Annotated in this window: 13 protein-coding genes; 5 read left to right on the forward strand and 8 right to left on the reverse strand. The window is 57.2% G+C overall.

Annotated elements, in window-relative coordinates; all coding sequences use genetic code 11:
• Nucleotides 1–6: 6 nt before the first annotated feature.
• The 3 genes from hypF (at nucleotide 7) to HFN16_RS01035 (ending at nucleotide 3,320) form a co-directional block, all read left to right on the forward strand.
• Nucleotides 7–2,343, forward strand: a complete 2,337-nt coding sequence (hypF, locus tag HFN16_RS01025) for a carbamoyltransferase HypF (RefSeq protein ID WP_168888931.1) — start codon at nucleotides 7–9, stop codon at nucleotides 2,341–2,343.
• A 27-nt stretch (nucleotides 2,344–2,370) separates the two neighbouring features.
• Complete coding sequence (locus HFN16_RS01030; RefSeq protein ID WP_168888932.1) at nucleotides 2,371–3,078, forward strand: DUF3298 and DUF4163 domain-containing protein; 708 nt, start codon at nucleotides 2,371–2,373, stop codon at nucleotides 3,076–3,078.
• An 83-nt stretch (nucleotides 3,079–3,161) separates the two neighbouring features.
• Nucleotides 3,162–3,320, forward strand: a complete 159-nt coding sequence (locus HFN16_RS01035; protein WP_168888933.1) for a YqaE/Pmp3 family membrane protein — start codon at nucleotides 3,162–3,164, stop codon at nucleotides 3,318–3,320.
• Between the two features lie 74 nt (nucleotides 3,321–3,394).
• On the opposite strand, the gene HFN16_RS01040 is transcribed toward HFN16_RS01035, so the two are convergent.
• From HFN16_RS01040 to HFN16_RS01050, 3 genes are all read right to left on the reverse strand, one after another.
• Nucleotides 3,395–5,548 carry a methyl-accepting chemotaxis protein gene (locus tag HFN16_RS01040; protein ID WP_247648396.1) on the reverse strand — a complete coding sequence of 718 codons (2,154 nt, stop codon included), beginning with the start codon at nucleotides 5,546–5,548 and terminating at the stop codon, nucleotides 3,395–3,397.
• 148 nt (nucleotides 5,549–5,696) lie between these two features.
• Entirely contained in the window at nucleotides 5,697–6,881 is a 1,185-nt protein-coding gene (locus HFN16_RS01045) for an NAD(P)-dependent oxidoreductase (RefSeq protein WP_168888934.1), read from the reverse strand.
• A 36-nt stretch (nucleotides 6,882–6,917) separates the two neighbouring features.
• A complete protein-coding gene (locus HFN16_RS01050; RefSeq protein WP_168888935.1) occupies nucleotides 6,918–8,057 on the reverse strand; it encodes an aminotransferase class V-fold PLP-dependent enzyme in 1,140 nt (379 codons plus the stop codon).
• Nucleotides 8,058–8,573: 516 nt separating this feature from the next.
• Between HFN16_RS01050 and HFN16_RS01055 the strand changes: the two genes are divergently transcribed.
• A complete protein-coding gene (locus HFN16_RS01055; protein ID WP_168888936.1) occupies nucleotides 8,574–12,098 on the forward strand; it encodes an FAD-binding and (Fe-S)-binding domain-containing protein in 3,525 nt (1,174 codons plus the stop codon).
• Nucleotides 12,099–12,252: 154 nt separating this feature from the next.
• Nucleotides 12,253–13,080, forward strand: coding sequence for a signal peptidase I (gene lepB, locus HFN16_RS01060; RefSeq protein WP_247648397.1), 828 nt, complete (start codon nucleotides 12,253–12,255; stop codon nucleotides 13,078–13,080).
• On the opposite strand, the gene HFN16_RS01065 is transcribed toward lepB, so the two are convergent.
• From HFN16_RS01065 to HFN16_RS01085, 5 genes are all read right to left on the reverse strand, one after another.
• Nucleotides 13,077–14,105: a hypothetical protein gene (locus HFN16_RS01065; protein WP_168888937.1), complete on the reverse strand. Its 1,029-nt coding sequence runs from the start codon at nucleotides 14,103–14,105 to the stop codon at nucleotides 13,077–13,079. The two genes, lepB and HFN16_RS01065, sit on opposite strands and share 4 nt — an antisense overlap.
• 68 nt (nucleotides 14,106–14,173) lie before the next feature.
• Nucleotides 14,174–15,238, reverse strand: a complete 1,065-nt coding sequence (gene mltG / locus HFN16_RS01070) for an endolytic transglycosylase MltG (RefSeq protein ID WP_168888938.1) — start codon at nucleotides 15,236–15,238, stop codon at nucleotides 14,174–14,176.
• On the reverse strand, nucleotides 15,217–15,627 hold the full coding sequence (gene ruvX / locus HFN16_RS01075; protein ID WP_168888939.1) for a Holliday junction resolvase RuvX: 411 nt from the start codon (nucleotides 15,625–15,627) through the stop codon (nucleotides 15,217–15,219). The genes mltG and ruvX overlap by 22 nt, the downstream gene beginning before the upstream one ends.
• 100 nt (nucleotides 15,628–15,727) lie before the next feature.
• Nucleotides 15,728–16,813 carry an ATP-binding protein gene (locus tag HFN16_RS01080; protein ID WP_168888940.1) on the reverse strand — a complete coding sequence of 362 codons (1,086 nt, stop codon included), beginning with the start codon at nucleotides 16,811–16,813 and terminating at the stop codon, nucleotides 15,728–15,730.
• Nucleotides 16,814–16,868: 55 nt separating this feature from the next.
• Nucleotides 16,869–17,888: a glycosyltransferase family A protein gene (locus HFN16_RS01085; RefSeq protein WP_168888941.1), complete on the reverse strand. Its 1,020-nt coding sequence runs from the start codon at nucleotides 17,886–17,888 to the stop codon at nucleotides 16,869–16,871.
• Nucleotides 17,889–17,893: the final 5 nt, after the last annotated feature.

Raw genomic sequence — 17,893 nt, forward strand, 5'->3', positions numbered from 1 at the left:
GCAGTCATGTCTCTATTGCGCCATCGCTTCATCATCACCGGACAGGTCCAGGGCGTGGGTTTCAGGCCCTTTGTCTATCGCATCGCCTTGGACAACGCGATCACCGGATCGGTGAACAATTCCAGCGAGGGCGTCATCATCGAAGCACAAGGCAGCGCAGAACAAGTCAGCCAATTCGCTGAGGACCTGGCAGAGAAGCTGCCGCCGCTGGCAAAGGTCGTTACCTTTGACATGGAAGACATGCCCCCGGTGGACGGTGAAGAGGAGTTCATCATCCTCAAATCCACGGGCGGCGAAGGCCACTCCGTACTCATCAGCGCGGACGTCGCCACCTGCCCCGACTGTATGGCAGACATCAGCGACCCGGAGAACCCCCGGTACCGCTATCCCTTCACCAACTGCACCAACTGCGGGCCTCGCTACACCATCACGCGATCCATTCCCTATGACCGCCCCAAGACCTCCATGGCTTGCTTCAAGCTCTGTCCGGACTGCCAGACCGAGTACGAAGACCCACTGGACAGACGCTTCCACGCTCAGCCCAACGCCTGTGTTCGATGCGGCCCCAAGGTGTGGCTCACGGATAACGCAAGCGTCATGATCGCGCAGGGTGACGAATCCATTCGCAGACTGGCCTGTGAATTGGCTGAAGGTAAGATTGCTGCGGTCAAGGGACTGGGCGGCTATCATCTGGTATGCGACGCCACCTCTGACAAGGCCGTGACAGAATTGCGCCGCCGCAAGCATCGCCCGGACAAGCCCCTCGCCATCATGGTGCCGGACATGGAAGCCGCCCGAATGCTGGCAGACATTTCTCCCGCTGAAGAGGAGTGGCTGACCGGACTGCAACGGCCCATTGTGCTGGCCGCCAAGGCAGAAGGCTACCCGCTCTCCGAACATGTTGCCCCAGATACAAACTTCATCGGGTTGATGTTGCCGTACACGCCGCTGCACCACATTCTTCTCGGTGACTTTGCCGAAGCCCAGGCAGACAATGGCTCCGACGCTCTTCCCGCATTGGTCATGACCTCGGGCAACCTGTCATCCGAACCCATTGCACTGGGCAATCGTGAAGCGTTCAGCCGTCTGACCGAAATCGCCGACATATTTCTCTACCACAACCGGGACATTCTCATTCGCACGGATGACTCGGTGGTGCGCACCAATCCAGAGACGGGCGCCCCCATTCTCATGCGCCGGGCGCGCGGCTTTGCCCCATCTCCTGTTTTCCTGCCTGAGTCCGGGCCGACAGTGCTCGGCACAGGACCGGAGCTCAAATGCACCATGACCCTGACCAAAGGCGATCAGGCGTTCCCGAGTCAGCACATAGGCAACCTCTCCAATCTGGAGACCATGGAATTCTACCGTGAAATCCATGCCCATCTGGAAGACATCCTTCAGGTGCAGCCCGAACTCATCGTGCGTGACCTGCATCCGGACTACATGACCAGCGAGTGGGCGGACACGCTTGGCAAGGAGCGCGGCATTCCCGTTGAAACGCTCCAACACCACTACGCTCATATCCACTCCGTGCTGGCTGACAACCGCTTCACGGAACCGGTCATAGGACTCGCGCTGGACGGTACTGGACTTGGCGAAGACGGCACTATTTGGGGCGGAGAATGTCTCATGGTCATACCCGAAGAATTGGAACACCAGCGCCTGGCCCATTTCGCTCACATCCGGCTGCCCGGCGGCGAGACCGCGGTGAAGGAACCGTGGCGCATCGCACAGGCCGCCCTGTGGGAAATCGGCATCAAGGAACCCGGCGCCTACCGCTGGCCGTGGCTCGACGACTTTGCTCAGGAATCGAAGTTCCTGCCGCAATTGCTGGAAAAGGACATCAACTCGCCCCGCACCTCCAGTTGCGGGAGACTGTTTGACGCTGTGGCCGCACTGTGCGGACTCGCCAACACCATCTCCTACGAAGGTCAGGCCGCCATCAGGCTGGAAAAGATTCAGGACATGACTGAGACCGGCACCTATCCCTGCCCGCTCATGTCTGACGACCCTGTCGCCCTGAACACCCACGAGCTGATCCGCGCGGTCATCGCTGACCTCGATGCAGGAGTTCCGGTACCGGTCATCGCACGCCGTTTTCACCTCGGCCTCATTGCCGGGCTGACTGAAATGGCCTACTCTTTCTCCATGGTGCTGGATATCCACCACGTGGCGCTGTCCGGCGGCGTCATGCAGAATCTGACTCTCGCCACGGAGCTGCCCAAATCGCTGGAAGCCATCGGCCTGATCCCGCTGACGCACCAGAACGTGCCACCCAACGACGCCTGCATCTCACTGGGACAGGCTGCATGGGGGCAGCGGAAGTTGCTGCTCGAACAATAAGCAATACCCACAACGAAAGGAGGAGCCATGCGGTTCGCCCTGTCGATTCTCGCGGTCCTGCTCTTTGCCTGCCCAATCATGGCGCAGGAATCCCCTGTCACCTACTGCGCCCCTCCAGTGCTGGGCGCAACGCAGATCAAGGAAAAGACCGCAGGGTACTCCATTGATGTAAAATACCCGACCATGTGCTCTGCTACTGCTACCCGAATCATTCGTGACCGGATCACAGGCGACCTTGCCGCTTTCAAAATGGAATTTCCTGAGCACGATCTGTCCGAATATCCACGCACCCATGAGATGATGACGGACTTCAATGTCTGGTCTGCTGCAGGAGGCCGCATCGCTTCCGTACAAATGCAAGTCATGGTCTATACGGGGGGCGCGCACCCCAACAACTGGCCGCTCACATGGGTATTCGATCTGGCGAATGGCGAAACGCTCGGTTTGTCAGACATCTTCGCAAACCACGAGGCCGCTCTTGATGCCATCGCGCCCATGGTACGCGACGTGCTGCGTGCTTCCATGACGGATATGTTCGTGGAGGACATGATGCTTGGCGGCACCGAACCAACAGAAAAAAATTACGAGGACTGCATTCTCACCAACGAAGGCGTAGTCTTTTTCTTCGCCCCCTATCAGGTGGGGCCATACGCTGCTGGCCAGCAGGTCGTAACCATCCCATGGGATAGAATCGTCCTCCTGCTCACCCCGGAATTGCGAAAGATGTTTCATTGATTGTTGTCCATGCGTTTGCTCCGCAGGGCAAAACAGGGTAACAATACCAGCAACCATTTATCCGCAGCATTCAAGGAGTTACCATGGAACTACTTCGCATCATCATTTCCGTCATCATCCCGCCCATCGGCGCATTTCTCAAGGTCGGTCTCGGTCTCCAGTTCTGGATCAACCTCATCCTGACCCTGTGCGGTTACTTCCCCGGTCTGGTGCACGTCATCTGGCTGCTGGTACGCAAGTAACGACGAAACAACATCGACCATAAAAAAGCCCGGCCAATTGGCCGGGCTTTTTCCATTACATCAACATTTATCAGTTAGTGCCGGGTCAGGTCCTGATCTCCCTGACCGCCCTCGGGAAGCGCTCGTGGTGAGGTCTTTTGAGGAGCCTTACACCTGCTGATATCAAAGAAGCTGATGGACTCCTGCAGCTGCACTGCCTGACCAGACAACTCCTCCGCAGTGGATGCCAGTTCCTCAGACGCACTTGCATTCTGCTGAATGACGAGATCCAGATCGCTGATGCCCCGGTTGATCTGAGTGACGCCCTGAGACTGTTCCTGAGATGCCGAACTGATTTCCTGAATCAGCTGCGAGGTCTTCTGGATATCCGGAACCATCTTCTCGAGCATGCTTCCGGCACGTTCAGCGACAGCAACGCTGTTCACGGACAATTCACTGATCTCAGCCGCAGCCTGCCCACTTCGTTCGGCAAGCTTGCGTACTTCGGCAGCGACAACGGCAAAGCCCTTGCCCTGCTCACCCGCACGAGCGGCCTCAATGGCAGCGTTGAGTGCCAACAGATTGGTCTGACGAGCAATCTCTTCGACGATGGAGATTTTCTCCGCAATGGCCTGCATGGCCTCAACGGTCTCCTTGACCGCCTTTCCACCTTCGTCCGCGTCACGGCTCGCCACTTCAGATATCCGTTCCGTTTCTGACGCGTTCTCCGAGTTTTGACTGATGGACGAAACCATCTCTTCCACGCTGGAGGAGAGTTCCTCTACTCCGGCAGCCTGTTGAGAAGCACCTTCGGCGACAGTCTCTGACGTGGCCGACAGTTCTTCGGCCCCAGCGGCGACGTTGGAGGATGAAGAGGCAACTTCCATCAGGATGGCGCACAATTTCTCAACCATAACGCGCATGGCCCCATACACCGAATCCGGATCGGGGTTGCCCGTGAACTTAACACCGAGATTACCGCTGGCGATCTCGACTGTGGCCTTGATGAGTTCCTTGGGATCACAGCCAAGCTGCCGAAGGATGCTGACACCAATCACAAAGGCACAGATGAGACCAATAACAATGGCACTCAATCCGACGATTACGGCAGTCATGCCAAACGTCTCTCCATCGGACTGGGTCGCTTCTTCCTTGAGTTCGGCCAACTCGTCGGCATGAGCAGCGATATTCTCCACCATGGGTTCAATGGCATGCACCGCGCTTCGCATGGCCGCGATGGTCGATTCGATTTCATGATCCTCGGCCACAAGGGCATTGAAGGACTTAAGATATGCATCACCGATGGCAACGGCAGCCTCTACATACTCGGGAGCCGCGCCGGAATTCTTGAAGGCATTAGCGAGAGAGTCCACGCTGGCGTGGGTCTTCTTTACATACTTTTCCAGGCCGCGAAGAAGGTAATCCTTTTCGGCCCGACGGACGGTGAGGAGCAAGCCCTTTACATCAGGAACAAAGAGGCGCTTGAGTGGGATCTCCATTTCTTGGGAAGCATCGCGCACATTTTCATAGTCGCCTGCGGAGAGGCTGACGGCGTATCGATTAAAGGCGCTGGCATATTCACTGAAAGCCTGCTGGACCTGAGCCATTTCTCCGGTCAGATCGCCACGGCTATCCAATTTGGCCTGAAATGCCGCCTGTGTCGCCTTCATGCGTTCCAGATATTTTTGACTGCCGGTGCGAACGTAATCCTTTTCCCAACGACGCATGAGCAGCAGGTCGAGATACAGATCTTCCACCTGATGCTTTGCAAAGGCCTTTTCCGCTTCATTGACTACTTTTCTAAATGCACCCTGCAGGCCGGATTCGTGATCCAAGCCACGCCGTTCCCATGCGGCAACCATGGCGGCAAACGCGCCACGATATGTTTCCGCAGCAGCCTTGATGGAGCGGGCTTCGCCTGCAAGATTGCCGGCACCGACCTTCTCGGCAATCGGGATAATTGCGTTGGCATGCTCCACAACCTTGTCCAGGTTGGCAGAGAAAGTGCCCATGTACTTCATATCCTTGCGAAGGAGGAAGTCCTTCTCATTTCTCCGACACTGGAGCATGGCTTCCTCTGCCCACATGGCATGTCCCTTGATCGCTTCTTCGGATTCCAACAGGGACTTGTATTCGCCAAGGGTACTACTGAGCGCGAACTGATAGATCCCCATGACCACGAGCATCAGGGCCAACACCACGCCGAACCCTAGCACCAGCTTGGTTTTGAGAGATAAATTTTTGAACATACCGCCTCCACATTGAGCTTACTTTGCTTGTTATATACTCTCCAAATATCGAATCTTATCAATTATTTTATTGAGTATATAACCGCACCAAAAGCTAGAGGCTCGACGTTTTCACGCCGAGCCTCTGCAACACTGATAAAAACATGCGTTAAATGGAAACGCGGGTGACGCCTTCGATGGCCGCCAAGGTATCGCGGACCGCATCATCGGGCCGAGAGTGGACCACGTACACGGTCTGCACCTGTTCACCCAGTTTGCGAGAATTGTTTTCGCGAATGTTCACACCCATCTCGCCCAGCGCAGTGCCGAATTTACCGAACATGCCGGGCTTGTCTTCGTGGGTGATGAAGATAGTGAATACGTCGGCACCTTCATCTTCCACGGTCTGCCCTACGTTCACGGAGTTGGAATACTCGCCACGCAGCAGGTATCCCGCAACCACTTCGGCAATCTCCATGCCCGTACGCACGCCAGCATTCCCGGTGGACGCCCCCAGATGTGCAGACATGACGATGTTGTCCAACTCCTGCAACTTGTTGTCGAACGTCATGCCCTCGCGTTTGGGCTCGGTCTCGAAGCAGTCCAGCGCCGCGCCTGCGATCTCGCCCGTCTTGAGGGCTTCGTACAGGGCGTCCTCGGACACGTTTTTGCCACGGGAAGCATTGACGAGATAGGCGGTATCCTTCATCTGGCGCAATTCTTCCGCGCCGATGACGGTCTCGGTACCGCCGCAATGCAGGCTGACAAAGTCGGATTTTTTCAGCAGTTCCGGAATGGAGTCCACATACTCCAACGGAGCATCCAAAGAGTGATAGGGGTCATAGCCGATGACCTTCATGCCGAGGGCACCGGCCTTGGCTGCCAGGGCCTGACCGATGCGGCCGCACCCGATGATGCCGAGTGTCTTGCCAAACAGCTCAACCCCCCTGAACCGCTTCTTGTGCCATGTGCCGTCCATGAGCACCCGATGCGCCAGCGGCACACGCCGGGCAATGCCGAACATCAAACCAAGGGCATGCTCGGCCGTGGCATTGGTATTTCCATTGGGGGCAAATTTGACGATAACGCCCAATTCCTTGGCCGCATCGAGATCGATATTATCGGTTCCCACACCGCCGCGGCCCACTATCTTGAGCTTGCCGCCACCCCGCACGCCTGCTTCGAGCAGTCCGCGGGTCACCTTGGTGGCCGACCGCACCAACAGGGCGTCGAACTGACCGATCTCGCTCATGAGATCAGCCTCGTCACGCTTTTCCGTCTCCACCGTGAAGCCCTGTTTCCGCAGGTATTTCTGCGCGTCCTCAACCAAACCATCGTTCGCAAGGACTCTCATACTTTACCCCCATGGCGCGGCCGCGCCGGTCTGTGATTACAATTTCTTCAGTTCCACCTCGAGCTTGCCCAGGTATTCGCCCAGCATGTCCGGAGTGATGTCACCCATGTGGCCTACGCGGAAGATCAGTCGACTGCCTTCTGCTTCCATGGCGGCGTTGAGCTTACCGTAGCCCGGATCCATGAGATAGCCTTCTTCGCGCAGCGCTTCCTTTACGCCCTGCTTGAGTTGGGCCACGGTCACGCCCTCGGGGCAGACGACGGTGGACAGGGTCGGCGAACGGTAACCTTCGGGCACGAACATGTCGAAGCCGTCAATGCCTTCCACCCACTTCTCGACCATGCCGCGCATCTCGATATGACGGGCAAAACGGTTCTCGATGCCCTCTTCGTTCACGATGCGCTCGAGTTGGAAATACATCTGGTTGATGAGCGTGCAGTTGGGCGTGGTCAGGGTCTGATGCTTGCGCGCCTTGTCCATGTGCTTGACGAGGTCATGGTGATGCCCTTTGTTGGTCACGGTCTTGGCCTTTTCTTCGGCTTCCTCAGAGATAAAGGCGACGCCGAATCCAGCGGACAGGGCCAACGCCTTCTGGGTGGCCGTGCAGTAAATGGCTGCACCGGAATTTTCCAGATCCAGTTCTGCGCCACCGAAGATGGAAACACCGTCCACCAGCGGCATGGCGCCGTACTGGCGAATCAGAGCACAGACAGCCTTGATGTCGTGAACCACACCAGTGGAAGTTTCGTTGTGGGTGAAGGAGACCACGTTGGGCTTGAGGGACTTGAGTTTGTCCTCCAGCACGTTCATGTCGATGGGCTGACCGTAATCGAACTTGAGGTTCTCGGCCTTTTTACCGTTGGAAGCGGCGATGTTGTAGTACATGTCGCCGAATGCACCCACAGACACGTTGAGAATAGTCTCGTCTTCAGCCACCAGGGAGCGGACAGAGGCTTCCATGGAAGTGGAGCCGGACCCCAGCAGCAGCGCGGGATGGAACTTGTCACCCGCTCCGGCCAAAGCCCGCAGGTGCTTGAAGATCGGGACCATACGCAGGTCGTTTTCAGAATCACGATGGCCGAACTCGGGCAGCTTGGCAGCTTCTTTCACATCGTCACGAATATAGGTGGGGCCGGTGATGAACAGTTTCAGCGGCGCAAAAGTCGTATTGCTCATATTGGTTCCTTCTGGTGGATTGACGGAAAAGTAAAAATGCAACCTGACAGTGGAATAGTCCCCTGTTCTTAGAACGGGGACGGGGGGGTTGTCTAGATTATGGGAGCTACTCCCTGAGAAGTTTTCCACCGCAACTCATCCCAACACCTATAGCCACAGTACTCAACCAAAAGGAGCAGCTCTTTGGTAAGAGACATAACATTCTTGCTCTCCCGATTTCAGTCCGGGCAATACTGTTACGAGTAGAATATGGGTTAATTCGGAAAAGAATCGAGGCAGGCACACACTGTTCTCCCTTGTCGGCACCGCTGCCAACCAACGAACATCTCCCTTGCTCCCATTTTTGTAAAAGGAAATACAACCAACTGATATACTGATTAAACGCTCCCCCTTCACCATCTCTATCCCATCATACGTTATGAACCTTATAATAAAACCTCCCCTTTCAACCCTTGCCAATCGTACAAAAAGGACATACGTCCTTTCTCTTCACCTAAGCCTTTTGGAGAGAGAACAATGGCTCAGCTTGGCCCCCACATTTCTATATCTGACGAACAATTGATCACCCGCGCCCTTGGCGTGGTTGACATGGAACAATACAAGGACTGGCCGGATGGCGTAAAAAAACTCGCCTCTAACCTGGCCGCCGAACTGTTTCTGGTGCGCTACAATCCGTTCATCGACCCTGAACTGGTTCGCACCTCGGTGGAACGCCGACTCAACATGTCCAAGCCGTTGCTGGACATGGAGTTTGCCAAAACCCTGACCAACGGCATCGAACTGTTCTGGGAACGCTTCGACGCTGAACAGGAACTGCGCGCCACCATCATCGAGCGTCTCAAGGCCTTCATGCCCGAAGACGGCATCGGCGATCAGCCCAACTGCCGCATTGAGACCGCAACCGACGCAACCGACCTGCGCATGGAACTGCCCATGCTCGTGCTCTTCCCCGAAACCGAGGACCAGATTCGCGGCATCGTGAAGCTGGCTAACGAGCTCGACTTCGGCGTCATCCCCCGCGGCGGCGGCACCGGTGCAACCGGCGGCGCCATCCCGGCAAAGCAGCGCACCGTGATTCTGTCCCTGTCCCGCTTCAAGAAGATCATCGACATCAACAAGCAGGACAGCACCCTCACGGTCCAGTCCGGCGTCATCACCCTGGACGCCATCAAGGCCGCTGCCAAGAAAGACCTGCTCTTCACCGTGGACCCGGCCTCCAAGGCTGGCTCTTCGCTGGGCGGTAACATTTCCGAAAACGCAGGTGGCCCATTCGCATTCGAATACGGCACCACCATCGACAACATCCTGAGCTACCGCATGGTCACCCCCACCGGGGACCTGATCACCGTGACTCGCGTCGACCACCCGCGCCACAAGATTTACGAGACCGACACCGCTGTCTTCGAGATCCGCAACGAGCACAGCCTGCTCATCGACACCGTCACCCTCAATGGGGACGAGATCCGCGGCAAGGACCTCGGCAAGGACGTCTCCAACAAATACCTGGGCGGCCTGCCCGGCGTTCAGAAAGAAGGCGTGGACGGCATCATCACCGAGTGCAGCTTCATCTGCTACCCCACGCTGAAGCACTCCCGCGTGCTCTGTCTCGAATTCTTCGGCCGCTCCATGATCAATGCCATGTACGTCATCAAGGACGTTGTCGGCCTGCGCGACAAGATCCGCGAAGAAGGCGACCTGGTTAAGATTTCTGCGCTGGAGGAATTTGGTCCGAAATACGTACAGGCCATCGAGTACTCCACCAAGTCCGAGCAGTACGAGGGCGATCCCATTTCCGTGCTCATCCTCCAGCTCGACTCCGACGACATGGACGCGCTGGACGCTGCCAGCCAGACTATCGTGGCACTGGCCCAGCCCTACGACGGTGTGGATATCTTCACTGCCCGCGACGAGAAGGAAGCCGAGCTCTTCTGGGAGGACCGCCACAAGCTGTCCGCCATCTCCAAGCGCACCTCCGGCTTCAAGATCAACGAGGACGTCGTCATCCCCATGAACGTCATCCCGGATTTCTCCGACTTCCTCGAAGACCTGAACCTCATCTATCTGGCCAAGATCTACCGCGACACCCTGCTCAAGGTTCGCGCGCTGGAGCCGGTCAACGACGAGGACGAGGATATCAAGGAAGGCCTTTCCCGGGTAGACGATATCCTGTCCGGCAAGATCACTTCCAAGGATTTCTCGGACGTTGAGCAGGAGGCCCAGTGCCGTTTCCTGTTCGTGAAACTGCGCGACACCTATCCGAAGCTCGACCGCGAGATCAACGCCATGTGGCACGAGATGCAGGCCAAACGCATTGTCATCGCCAACCACATGCACGCTGGTGACGGCAACTGCCACGTCAACCTGCCGGTCAACTCCAACGACCCTGAAATGCTTGCCTCGGCCCACCACGCCGCGGAAGAAGTCATGAGCTGGGTGCTGGAGCACGGCGGTCAGGTTTCCGGCGAGCACGGCATCGGTATCACCAAGATCGCGTTCCTGGACGAGAAGAAGATCGAGGCTCTTGTCGAATACAAGAAGGATGTAGACCCCAAGAACGTCATCAACCCCGGCAAGCTCACCCAGCGCGAGCTGCCGAGCCAGCCGTTCACCTTCTCCTTCAACCGTCTCATCAAGGACCTCGACGAAACCCAGCTGAAGGACAAGGAAGCGCTCATGTCGCTTCTGAAGAACATCCAGACCTGCACCCGCTGCGGCAAGTGCAAACAGGTCTGCCCGATGTACTTCCCGTCCCAGCGCCTCATGTACCACCCGCGCAACAAGAACATCTCTCTTGGCGCGCTCATCGAAGGCATTTACTACTCACAGATTCAGACCGGTGAGCCCGCACCCGAGCTCATGGGCGAGCTGCGCGACCTCATGGATCACTGCACCGCCTGCGGCAAGTGTCAGGCTGTCTGCCCCGTGAAGATCGACTCTGCCGGAGCCGCACTCTCCATGCGTTCCTTCCTTGATTCCAAGGGCAAGTCAGGTCATCCGCTCAAGCAGATCATCCTGAAGAATCTGGCCAAGAACCCGGCTGGCAGCGTACCTGTAACGGCCAAGCTGCTCTCCATCGGCCAGTCCGTACAGGACAAGACCCTCGGCATGATGCCCGCCAAGTGGCTGTCCCGAATTGATTCGCCCATGTTCAAGCACCGCAGCCCCAGTGTGGATTTCCGGAACCTGTCCGAATCCCTGCAACTGGAAAGCGGCTCCATCTTCAAGAACCCCCGCGCGGCTCGCGACGAAACCGTGCTCTACTTCCCCGGCTGCGGCGGCTCCCTGTTCTCCCGCTCCATCGGCATGGCATCGGTATACCTGCTGCTCAAGTCCGGCGTGAACGTGGTTCTGCCCGACCATCACATGTGTTGCGGCTACCCGCTCCTGGCCTCTGGCTGTGAAGAAGCATACAAGACCAACCGCCACCGCAACGTGCAGGAGTTCCTGGACCTGCTGGTCAAGACCGGTAAGGCTGGCCTCAAGGCCACCACGCTGCTGACCGCCTGTGGCACCTGCCGTGAGTCCATGGAGACCTATGACTTCTCCGGCGAACTGGTTGATCCCCTCGAGCATAAGGATGTGGTCCAGTTCCTCATGGAACGCTTCCCGGCCATCCGCGCTGCCGAGCCGGTTGTCTACCACTCCGCCTGTCACGCCGAATGGGTCGACGCACCCAAGGCCAAGGCTGCCGAGATGTACCGCTCCGCACTGCAGGAGATCACCCACACCGATGTGGAACTCTCCCCCGGCTGCTGCGGCGAATCCGGTCTGGGCGCGTTCACCACGCCTGACATCTACAACCGCCTCCGGGCCCGCAAGCAGGATCAGCTCCGTGCCGATCTCGAGCATGATCCGACCCGCCCTGTCGTGGTCGGCTGCCCGTCCTGCAAGGTCGGCATCAAGCGGTCCATGCTCCAGATGAAGCGCTCCAACCGCGTCATCCACACCACCGAATACCTCGCCGAGTGCGTGGGCGGTAAGAAGTGGAAGCGCGAACTCAAGCAACTCCTCAAGGGCGTTGAACGCAAGGGACGCGCATAGTCCCCGCGTAATTTGAACAACAAAAGCCCCCGACAATCGTCGGGGGCTTTTTTATCGGGAATAGAGATATCTTACGATTTTCTTTGTAAAATAAGGGGCTTTACCCCCTTGGCAGTATGCCCCCTCATCTGGCATGCTACATCGCGGAGAGAACATGGAAGAAGGCACCATAAAAAGACGAAAACCATGGCTTGCCGGGCTGCTGTCGTTCATGACAGGCGGTCTGGGGCAAGTTTACAATGGTGAACTGAAGAAAGGACTGCTGCTCTACGCAGTATTGACGGTCATGGGACTGATCGTCCACATGGTGTCCGATACCTTTGCAGGGCTGGTGGCCGGATTCACCGCCCTATTCGGATTCAGCCTGGCCGTGGCCATTGAAGCATATTTCACGGCGCGCAAGCGACAGGACTACCGCCTTACCCGAATGAACCAGGGGTGGGTCTACGCGCTGGTACTGCTGCTCAACTTCACTGTGGGCACGGCAGTCGAAGTGGTGTTCGCCAAGCGATTCAACAAGAATTTCAAGGTGCCCTCCGAATCCATGATACCGACGCTGGTGGTAGGCGATCATTTCATGGCCCAGATGCTGGATGATAACGCCATCATCAAGCGTGGCGAAGTGGTCGTATTTGATGATCCCAAGAGCGGCCGCCACTTCGTCAAACGAGTAGTCGGCCTGCCGGGCGAGACCCTCGAAATCCGCAACCACATGGTCTACATCAACGGCAAGGCTTTGGACGAACCGCACGCCGTGCATATCAGGGATGCATTAGAGCCTAATCAGGCCAACTTCGGGCCATATCACATGAAAGCGGAAGAATATTTCATGATGGGCGATAACCGAGAGCACTCCTACGACTCCCGCTGGATCGGAGCCATCAAACGCGACAAGATTCGCGGCCGCGCCAAGTACATTTATTTCCCCGGCAACATCGGCGGAGCTCACTGGTATGACAGACTGGGATCGACGATCCGCTAGTTCCAGAACTCTCTGATAACAAGCAGCCCTTCGGTCAGATCGACCTCCAGCGGCGTGACCGTATCGATGTCCAGGGCTTCCATATAGCCGAGAACAAGGATGAGATTGGTCAGCCGTGTCGCGGCGTACTCCGACTCAAATGCCGCGTCAGGCTTGCCTGTCCATCGCGCAATAGCCCCTCTCACATCATCGCGGGTATAGGTCGCACTCCGCTCTCCGACAAGCTCGGGAACAGTGTAGTAATGCACGCCGCCGATGCCGTAGATGAGCAGCTCACCATGCAATACGCGGTCGGCAATGGTCGGCAGGATATTTCGCTTGGCGTATGACCGGACGTAGCTCAGGGCCTGCTGGACCTGTTCATTGGTCATGGGATTGGGAGACGAAACAGTATTGACGTCCTTCCCCTGAATATCTGAAAGGACCACATTCTTGAATGACACGGACGCCAGATTATCCATGTAGAAGGCCAGCTTGCCCTCGCGATTACGGGCGACCATCTGCTGGCTCGCGCCGCCGATATCCCAAACCAAGAGATTGCGAGCGGGGACGCCCCTGACCTGACGGGCAGAATGGTAGCTGATGACGGCAGTCTCCTGCTTGGAAAGAATATGCGCGTTGATGCCGAGCTCGGACTTGATGGTGGCGAAGTAGGCCTTGCCATTACGCGCCTCGCCAAAGGAGGCTCCCCCCACGGCTGCAAACCGGGTAGCCTTCAGGCCCAGCGCCTTGCTCTTGATCTCTTCTAGGGCTGTCATGCCCTTGTCCATGATATCACGGCTGAAATTACCGTCATAGGAACGGGCCATGTCTTCGGCAAAGTCCACCTTGCGGAAGAACTCATCCACAATATCGACGAGCTCGCCGGTCTCGATATTCACGTCCGCCACGGTGCATTTGATAACGGCAGAGCCGATATCAAAGGCGGCACGGCGTTCCACCAGCGCATCATCAGCACTGGCAATGGTGCTGAAAAGAAAGCCGAGCAGGCAAGCGACAACTAAGGCGAAACGCGACGTAGGCATATCCCTCCCCAATAGGTATGTTCCCCATTTTTACCGAAAAACGGGAATTGTCGCAAACTGGCGACCGATTACTGTTTAGTGGAACGGTAGGTCTTCTTGTTGCGACGTAGCTGATACTTGTGCACCGCGTTATTGTGCTCGGAGAGCGTCTTGCTGAAATAGTGAGAGCCGTCACCCTTGGCCACAAAGTAGAGGAACTTGTGATCCTCGGGGAAAACAGCTGCCATCAGGGCATCCAGACCGGGGGAACAGATGGGGCCCGGAGGCAGCCCGGCATGGGTGTACGTATTGTACGGGTTGGACTTGTCCAGCAGATGTTTCTTGCGGATATTGCCGTCAAAGGCAGGGCCAAGACCATAAATGATGGTGGGGTCGGCCTGGATGAGCATGCGACGCTTGAGGCGGTTGTGAAACACGCCCGCGATGCGCTTGCGCTCACTGGTGTCCCCGGTCTCCTTTTCCACGAGGGAGGCGAGGACAACGTACTTGTTCAGCTCTTTCCACTCAGGCAGACCGTCAGGCCACACCTTGGCCGCGTTCTTGAAGAACTCCTTGATCATGGTCTCTACCATGTACTCGGACTGGTCGCCCCGAGGCGGAGTGAGCATGTAGGTTTCAGGGAACAGATAGCCTTCAGCGTCCTTGGCCTGAATGCCGTACTTGGCAAGCAATTCGGGATCAGCCACGGCCTTGGCAAAGACTTCGCGAGTGCCGAGCCCTGCTTCCTGAATCTTGTCGGCGGTCTGCCACCATGTCAGGCCTTCGCGTACCGCCACCTTCTTCATGATACCGGCCGAGGTGGTGAGCTCATGCAGCACCTTGCCCGGAATCCACCCCGTATTGAGCATGAATTCACCGGCGCGGATGGACGACGTCTTGCCAGATGCCTGCGCCAGCTTCAGGAAGCGGCGGGAGTCTGTGATGAGACCGGCAGTCTTGAGATTCTTGGCGATGGTGGTGAAGATCTGCCCCGGCTCCACACGGAACACGAGATCGCGCCCGGGCTTTTCCGGCGGAACGGTCAGGAACTGTTCTTCCTGCCATGCCTTGTGCCAATGGTAGCCGCCCACACCGAGACCGGCGAGGGCAACGAGAACGACGAGAGATATAATTATTGTTCGCTTTCCAGCCATGAGCGCAGAATGATGACGGCGGCCTGACTGTCCAGGGCCATCTTTCGTTTCTTGCCGCGCAGGCCCGCGGCGTTGAGTTCTTCTTCGGCCTGAGCCGAGGAAAGCCGCTCATCCATGAGATGAATGGGCTTGTCCGTGCGGCGTTCCAGGCTTTCGGCAAAATTCCGCGCCTGGCGCGTGGTCAGGGTGTCGTCGCCGTCCAGGGCGAGAGGCAGGCCGACCACGATGGCATCGACCGACTCCTTTACAATGATATCGAGGAGTTCGTCAAAGAGGGCGTTCCGTGTAGTCCGCTCAATGGTTTTAAAGGGCGACACCAGCGTACCGGTGGGATCGGAAAGAGCCAGTCCCACCCGCTTGAGGCCAAAATCGATGCCGAGAACGCGCATTGTCAGTGTTTCTCCTGAGAATATGGCAACGGCAACTGCGCCCCATATCTTCTTTTCATATTAGGGAAGTAGTGAATGAAGCATGGGAGAGCGGTCAGGGTCAACCGAAATTCCGCATCCTCATGGGGCGCACAGGCACTGCGATGCGAACCAGCCCACCCCCGTCTTCGGTGCGGTCAACGGTAATAGTGCCATTGTGTTCTACAACTATTCGCTTGGCGCGGGTCAGCCCCATGCCTGCGCCGACAGTCTTGGTGGTATAGAAAGGATCAAGGGCCATCTTCAGCCCTGTGTCCGAAAACCCCGGCCCATTATCACTCACGGATATGACGACCTGCCCGTCCGATTCCTTGGCGCAAAGGCGTACCCTGGTACCAGGCCCGCCAAACTCCGCACTGTTGAGCAACAACTCTGAAATTGCCTGCGCCATGAGGTTCCTGTCCACAGTGATATTCATGTCAGGACAATCGGTCTTCCACACAATGCCCTGCCCCTGCACTGCCGGATGATTGGCAATAAGGTTCTTGGCCTCCTCGATAATAACCCACAGATTGACCGGGGCCGCGGCATCGGCACGGATGGCGCTGTATTCGGCCACGGCGCGTACCATGGTCTCCAACTTGGAGGCTTCCTCGCGAATGGCCTCCAGCGGCTCACGCGCAGCTTCATCAGCCCTTCGTTCCAGCAACCGGGCAAACCCGGCGATCGACATGATAGGATTGCGAATCTGATGGGCCACGGACTGGGCGAACAGATTCAGGCTGTTGGCACGCTCTTCGGCCAAACGGTGATTCTGGGCCAGAATGTTCTTTTCGCGCTCGTGCAGGTCGTGCAGCTCGGTCAGATCTTCAATGAGCACCACGATAGCTGAAATCTTTCCCCCTTCACGCTGTGCAGAGGAAATGACCGACAGAAACTTCTTCTTGCCGGAGTCGTCATAGTACGGGGTCACCCGCTCGATCTTGGGTGTTTCCTTTTGAATGGCATCCAGCACCACCTCGGTGAACTCGAGGTTGCGTTCCTGCGAGAGAAATATCTCTCCCCACTGCTTGCCCACAAAACCCTCCACCGGACAGCCAAGAATATCGCACGAGGCAGGGTTGGCCTCGATGATCTTGCCGTCTCCGCCGATAATCATCAGGCCCACGGGGATATTGTTGAGTACTATGTCGCGTATATGGTCCATGGCAGTCGTCCTTTCTACAACACTACCACGACTCGAAAATCTGACAACAGTATAATTATGCAGCAGGGATATAGTGTTTGCCCAGCACGTAGCCACGCTCGTCGAGGAACTCGGTGATTTCCTCGCGAGCACCACGGCTGGCAACATAGGGGATGCAGAAGGCGTCTTCCGGCGACGGCACATCCTCGCGGTCAAAGACCTTCACCCCGTTCACGATGTTGCCAATCTTGCGCGGATCAACATCATAGTAGGCGGCAAACTCAATGCCGTGGTCAAGGAGCAGGTCGGCCCGTTTGCGAGTGGTGCGGCCCGAACCAAGGATGTGCACCGTGGGATGGTGCGGATTGTTGTCTGCCAGCCAACGGGCAAGATACTCCGTCTTGATACGGTAGAAAGCATCCACATCATAACGGGGATGGTTGCGCGACAGACGGGTCGGAGGATCGTTCCAGATGAGGAGTTCCTCGTCCGCCTTGGCCATCTGCACACCGCCCTCCAGCCAACGCAGGAGGAGCTCGTAATCCTCAGGGAAGTCCCCTTCTCGATAGGAGCCATGCTGCTCAAGACAGTCGCGACGGAACATGATGGAAGGATTGGGAACAGGGAACTCCACGAACCGATGCAGACTGATGGCATCGGGTGTAGTCAGAGAGTTGGTCCAGTCCACATAGTGAGCGTACCCGGCACAGGTCTCGCGGCAACCGCCGAAGCGGATACGACAACCGGCAAGGCCGATCTCCGGATTCTCGTCCAACAACTGCGCTTGGGCAGCCAGTCGCTCCGGCAGAACTTCGTCATCGGCATCCATGCGGGCGATGTATTGCCCCTTGGCTGCGCCGATGGCGGCATTGGCCGCCTTGATGACTCCACCGTGCTCGATGGAGAAGGTATTAATACGGGAGTCCCGGCGCGCATACTCGGCCAGGACTCCCGCTGTATTATCAGTGCTGCCGTCATCCACGGCCACCACCTCGAAATCCGTACAAGTCTGTGCCAGCAGGGAGTCGAGCGCCCGGCCCACAGTATCCCCACAATTATAGCAGGGCATGGTCACGGATATCCTGGTTGCGGCCATAGCGA

This window comes from Pseudodesulfovibrio sp. zrk46, assembly GCF_012516435.1.
Lineage (GTDB): Bacteria > Desulfobacterota > Desulfovibrionia > Desulfovibrionales > Desulfovibrionaceae > Pseudodesulfovibrio.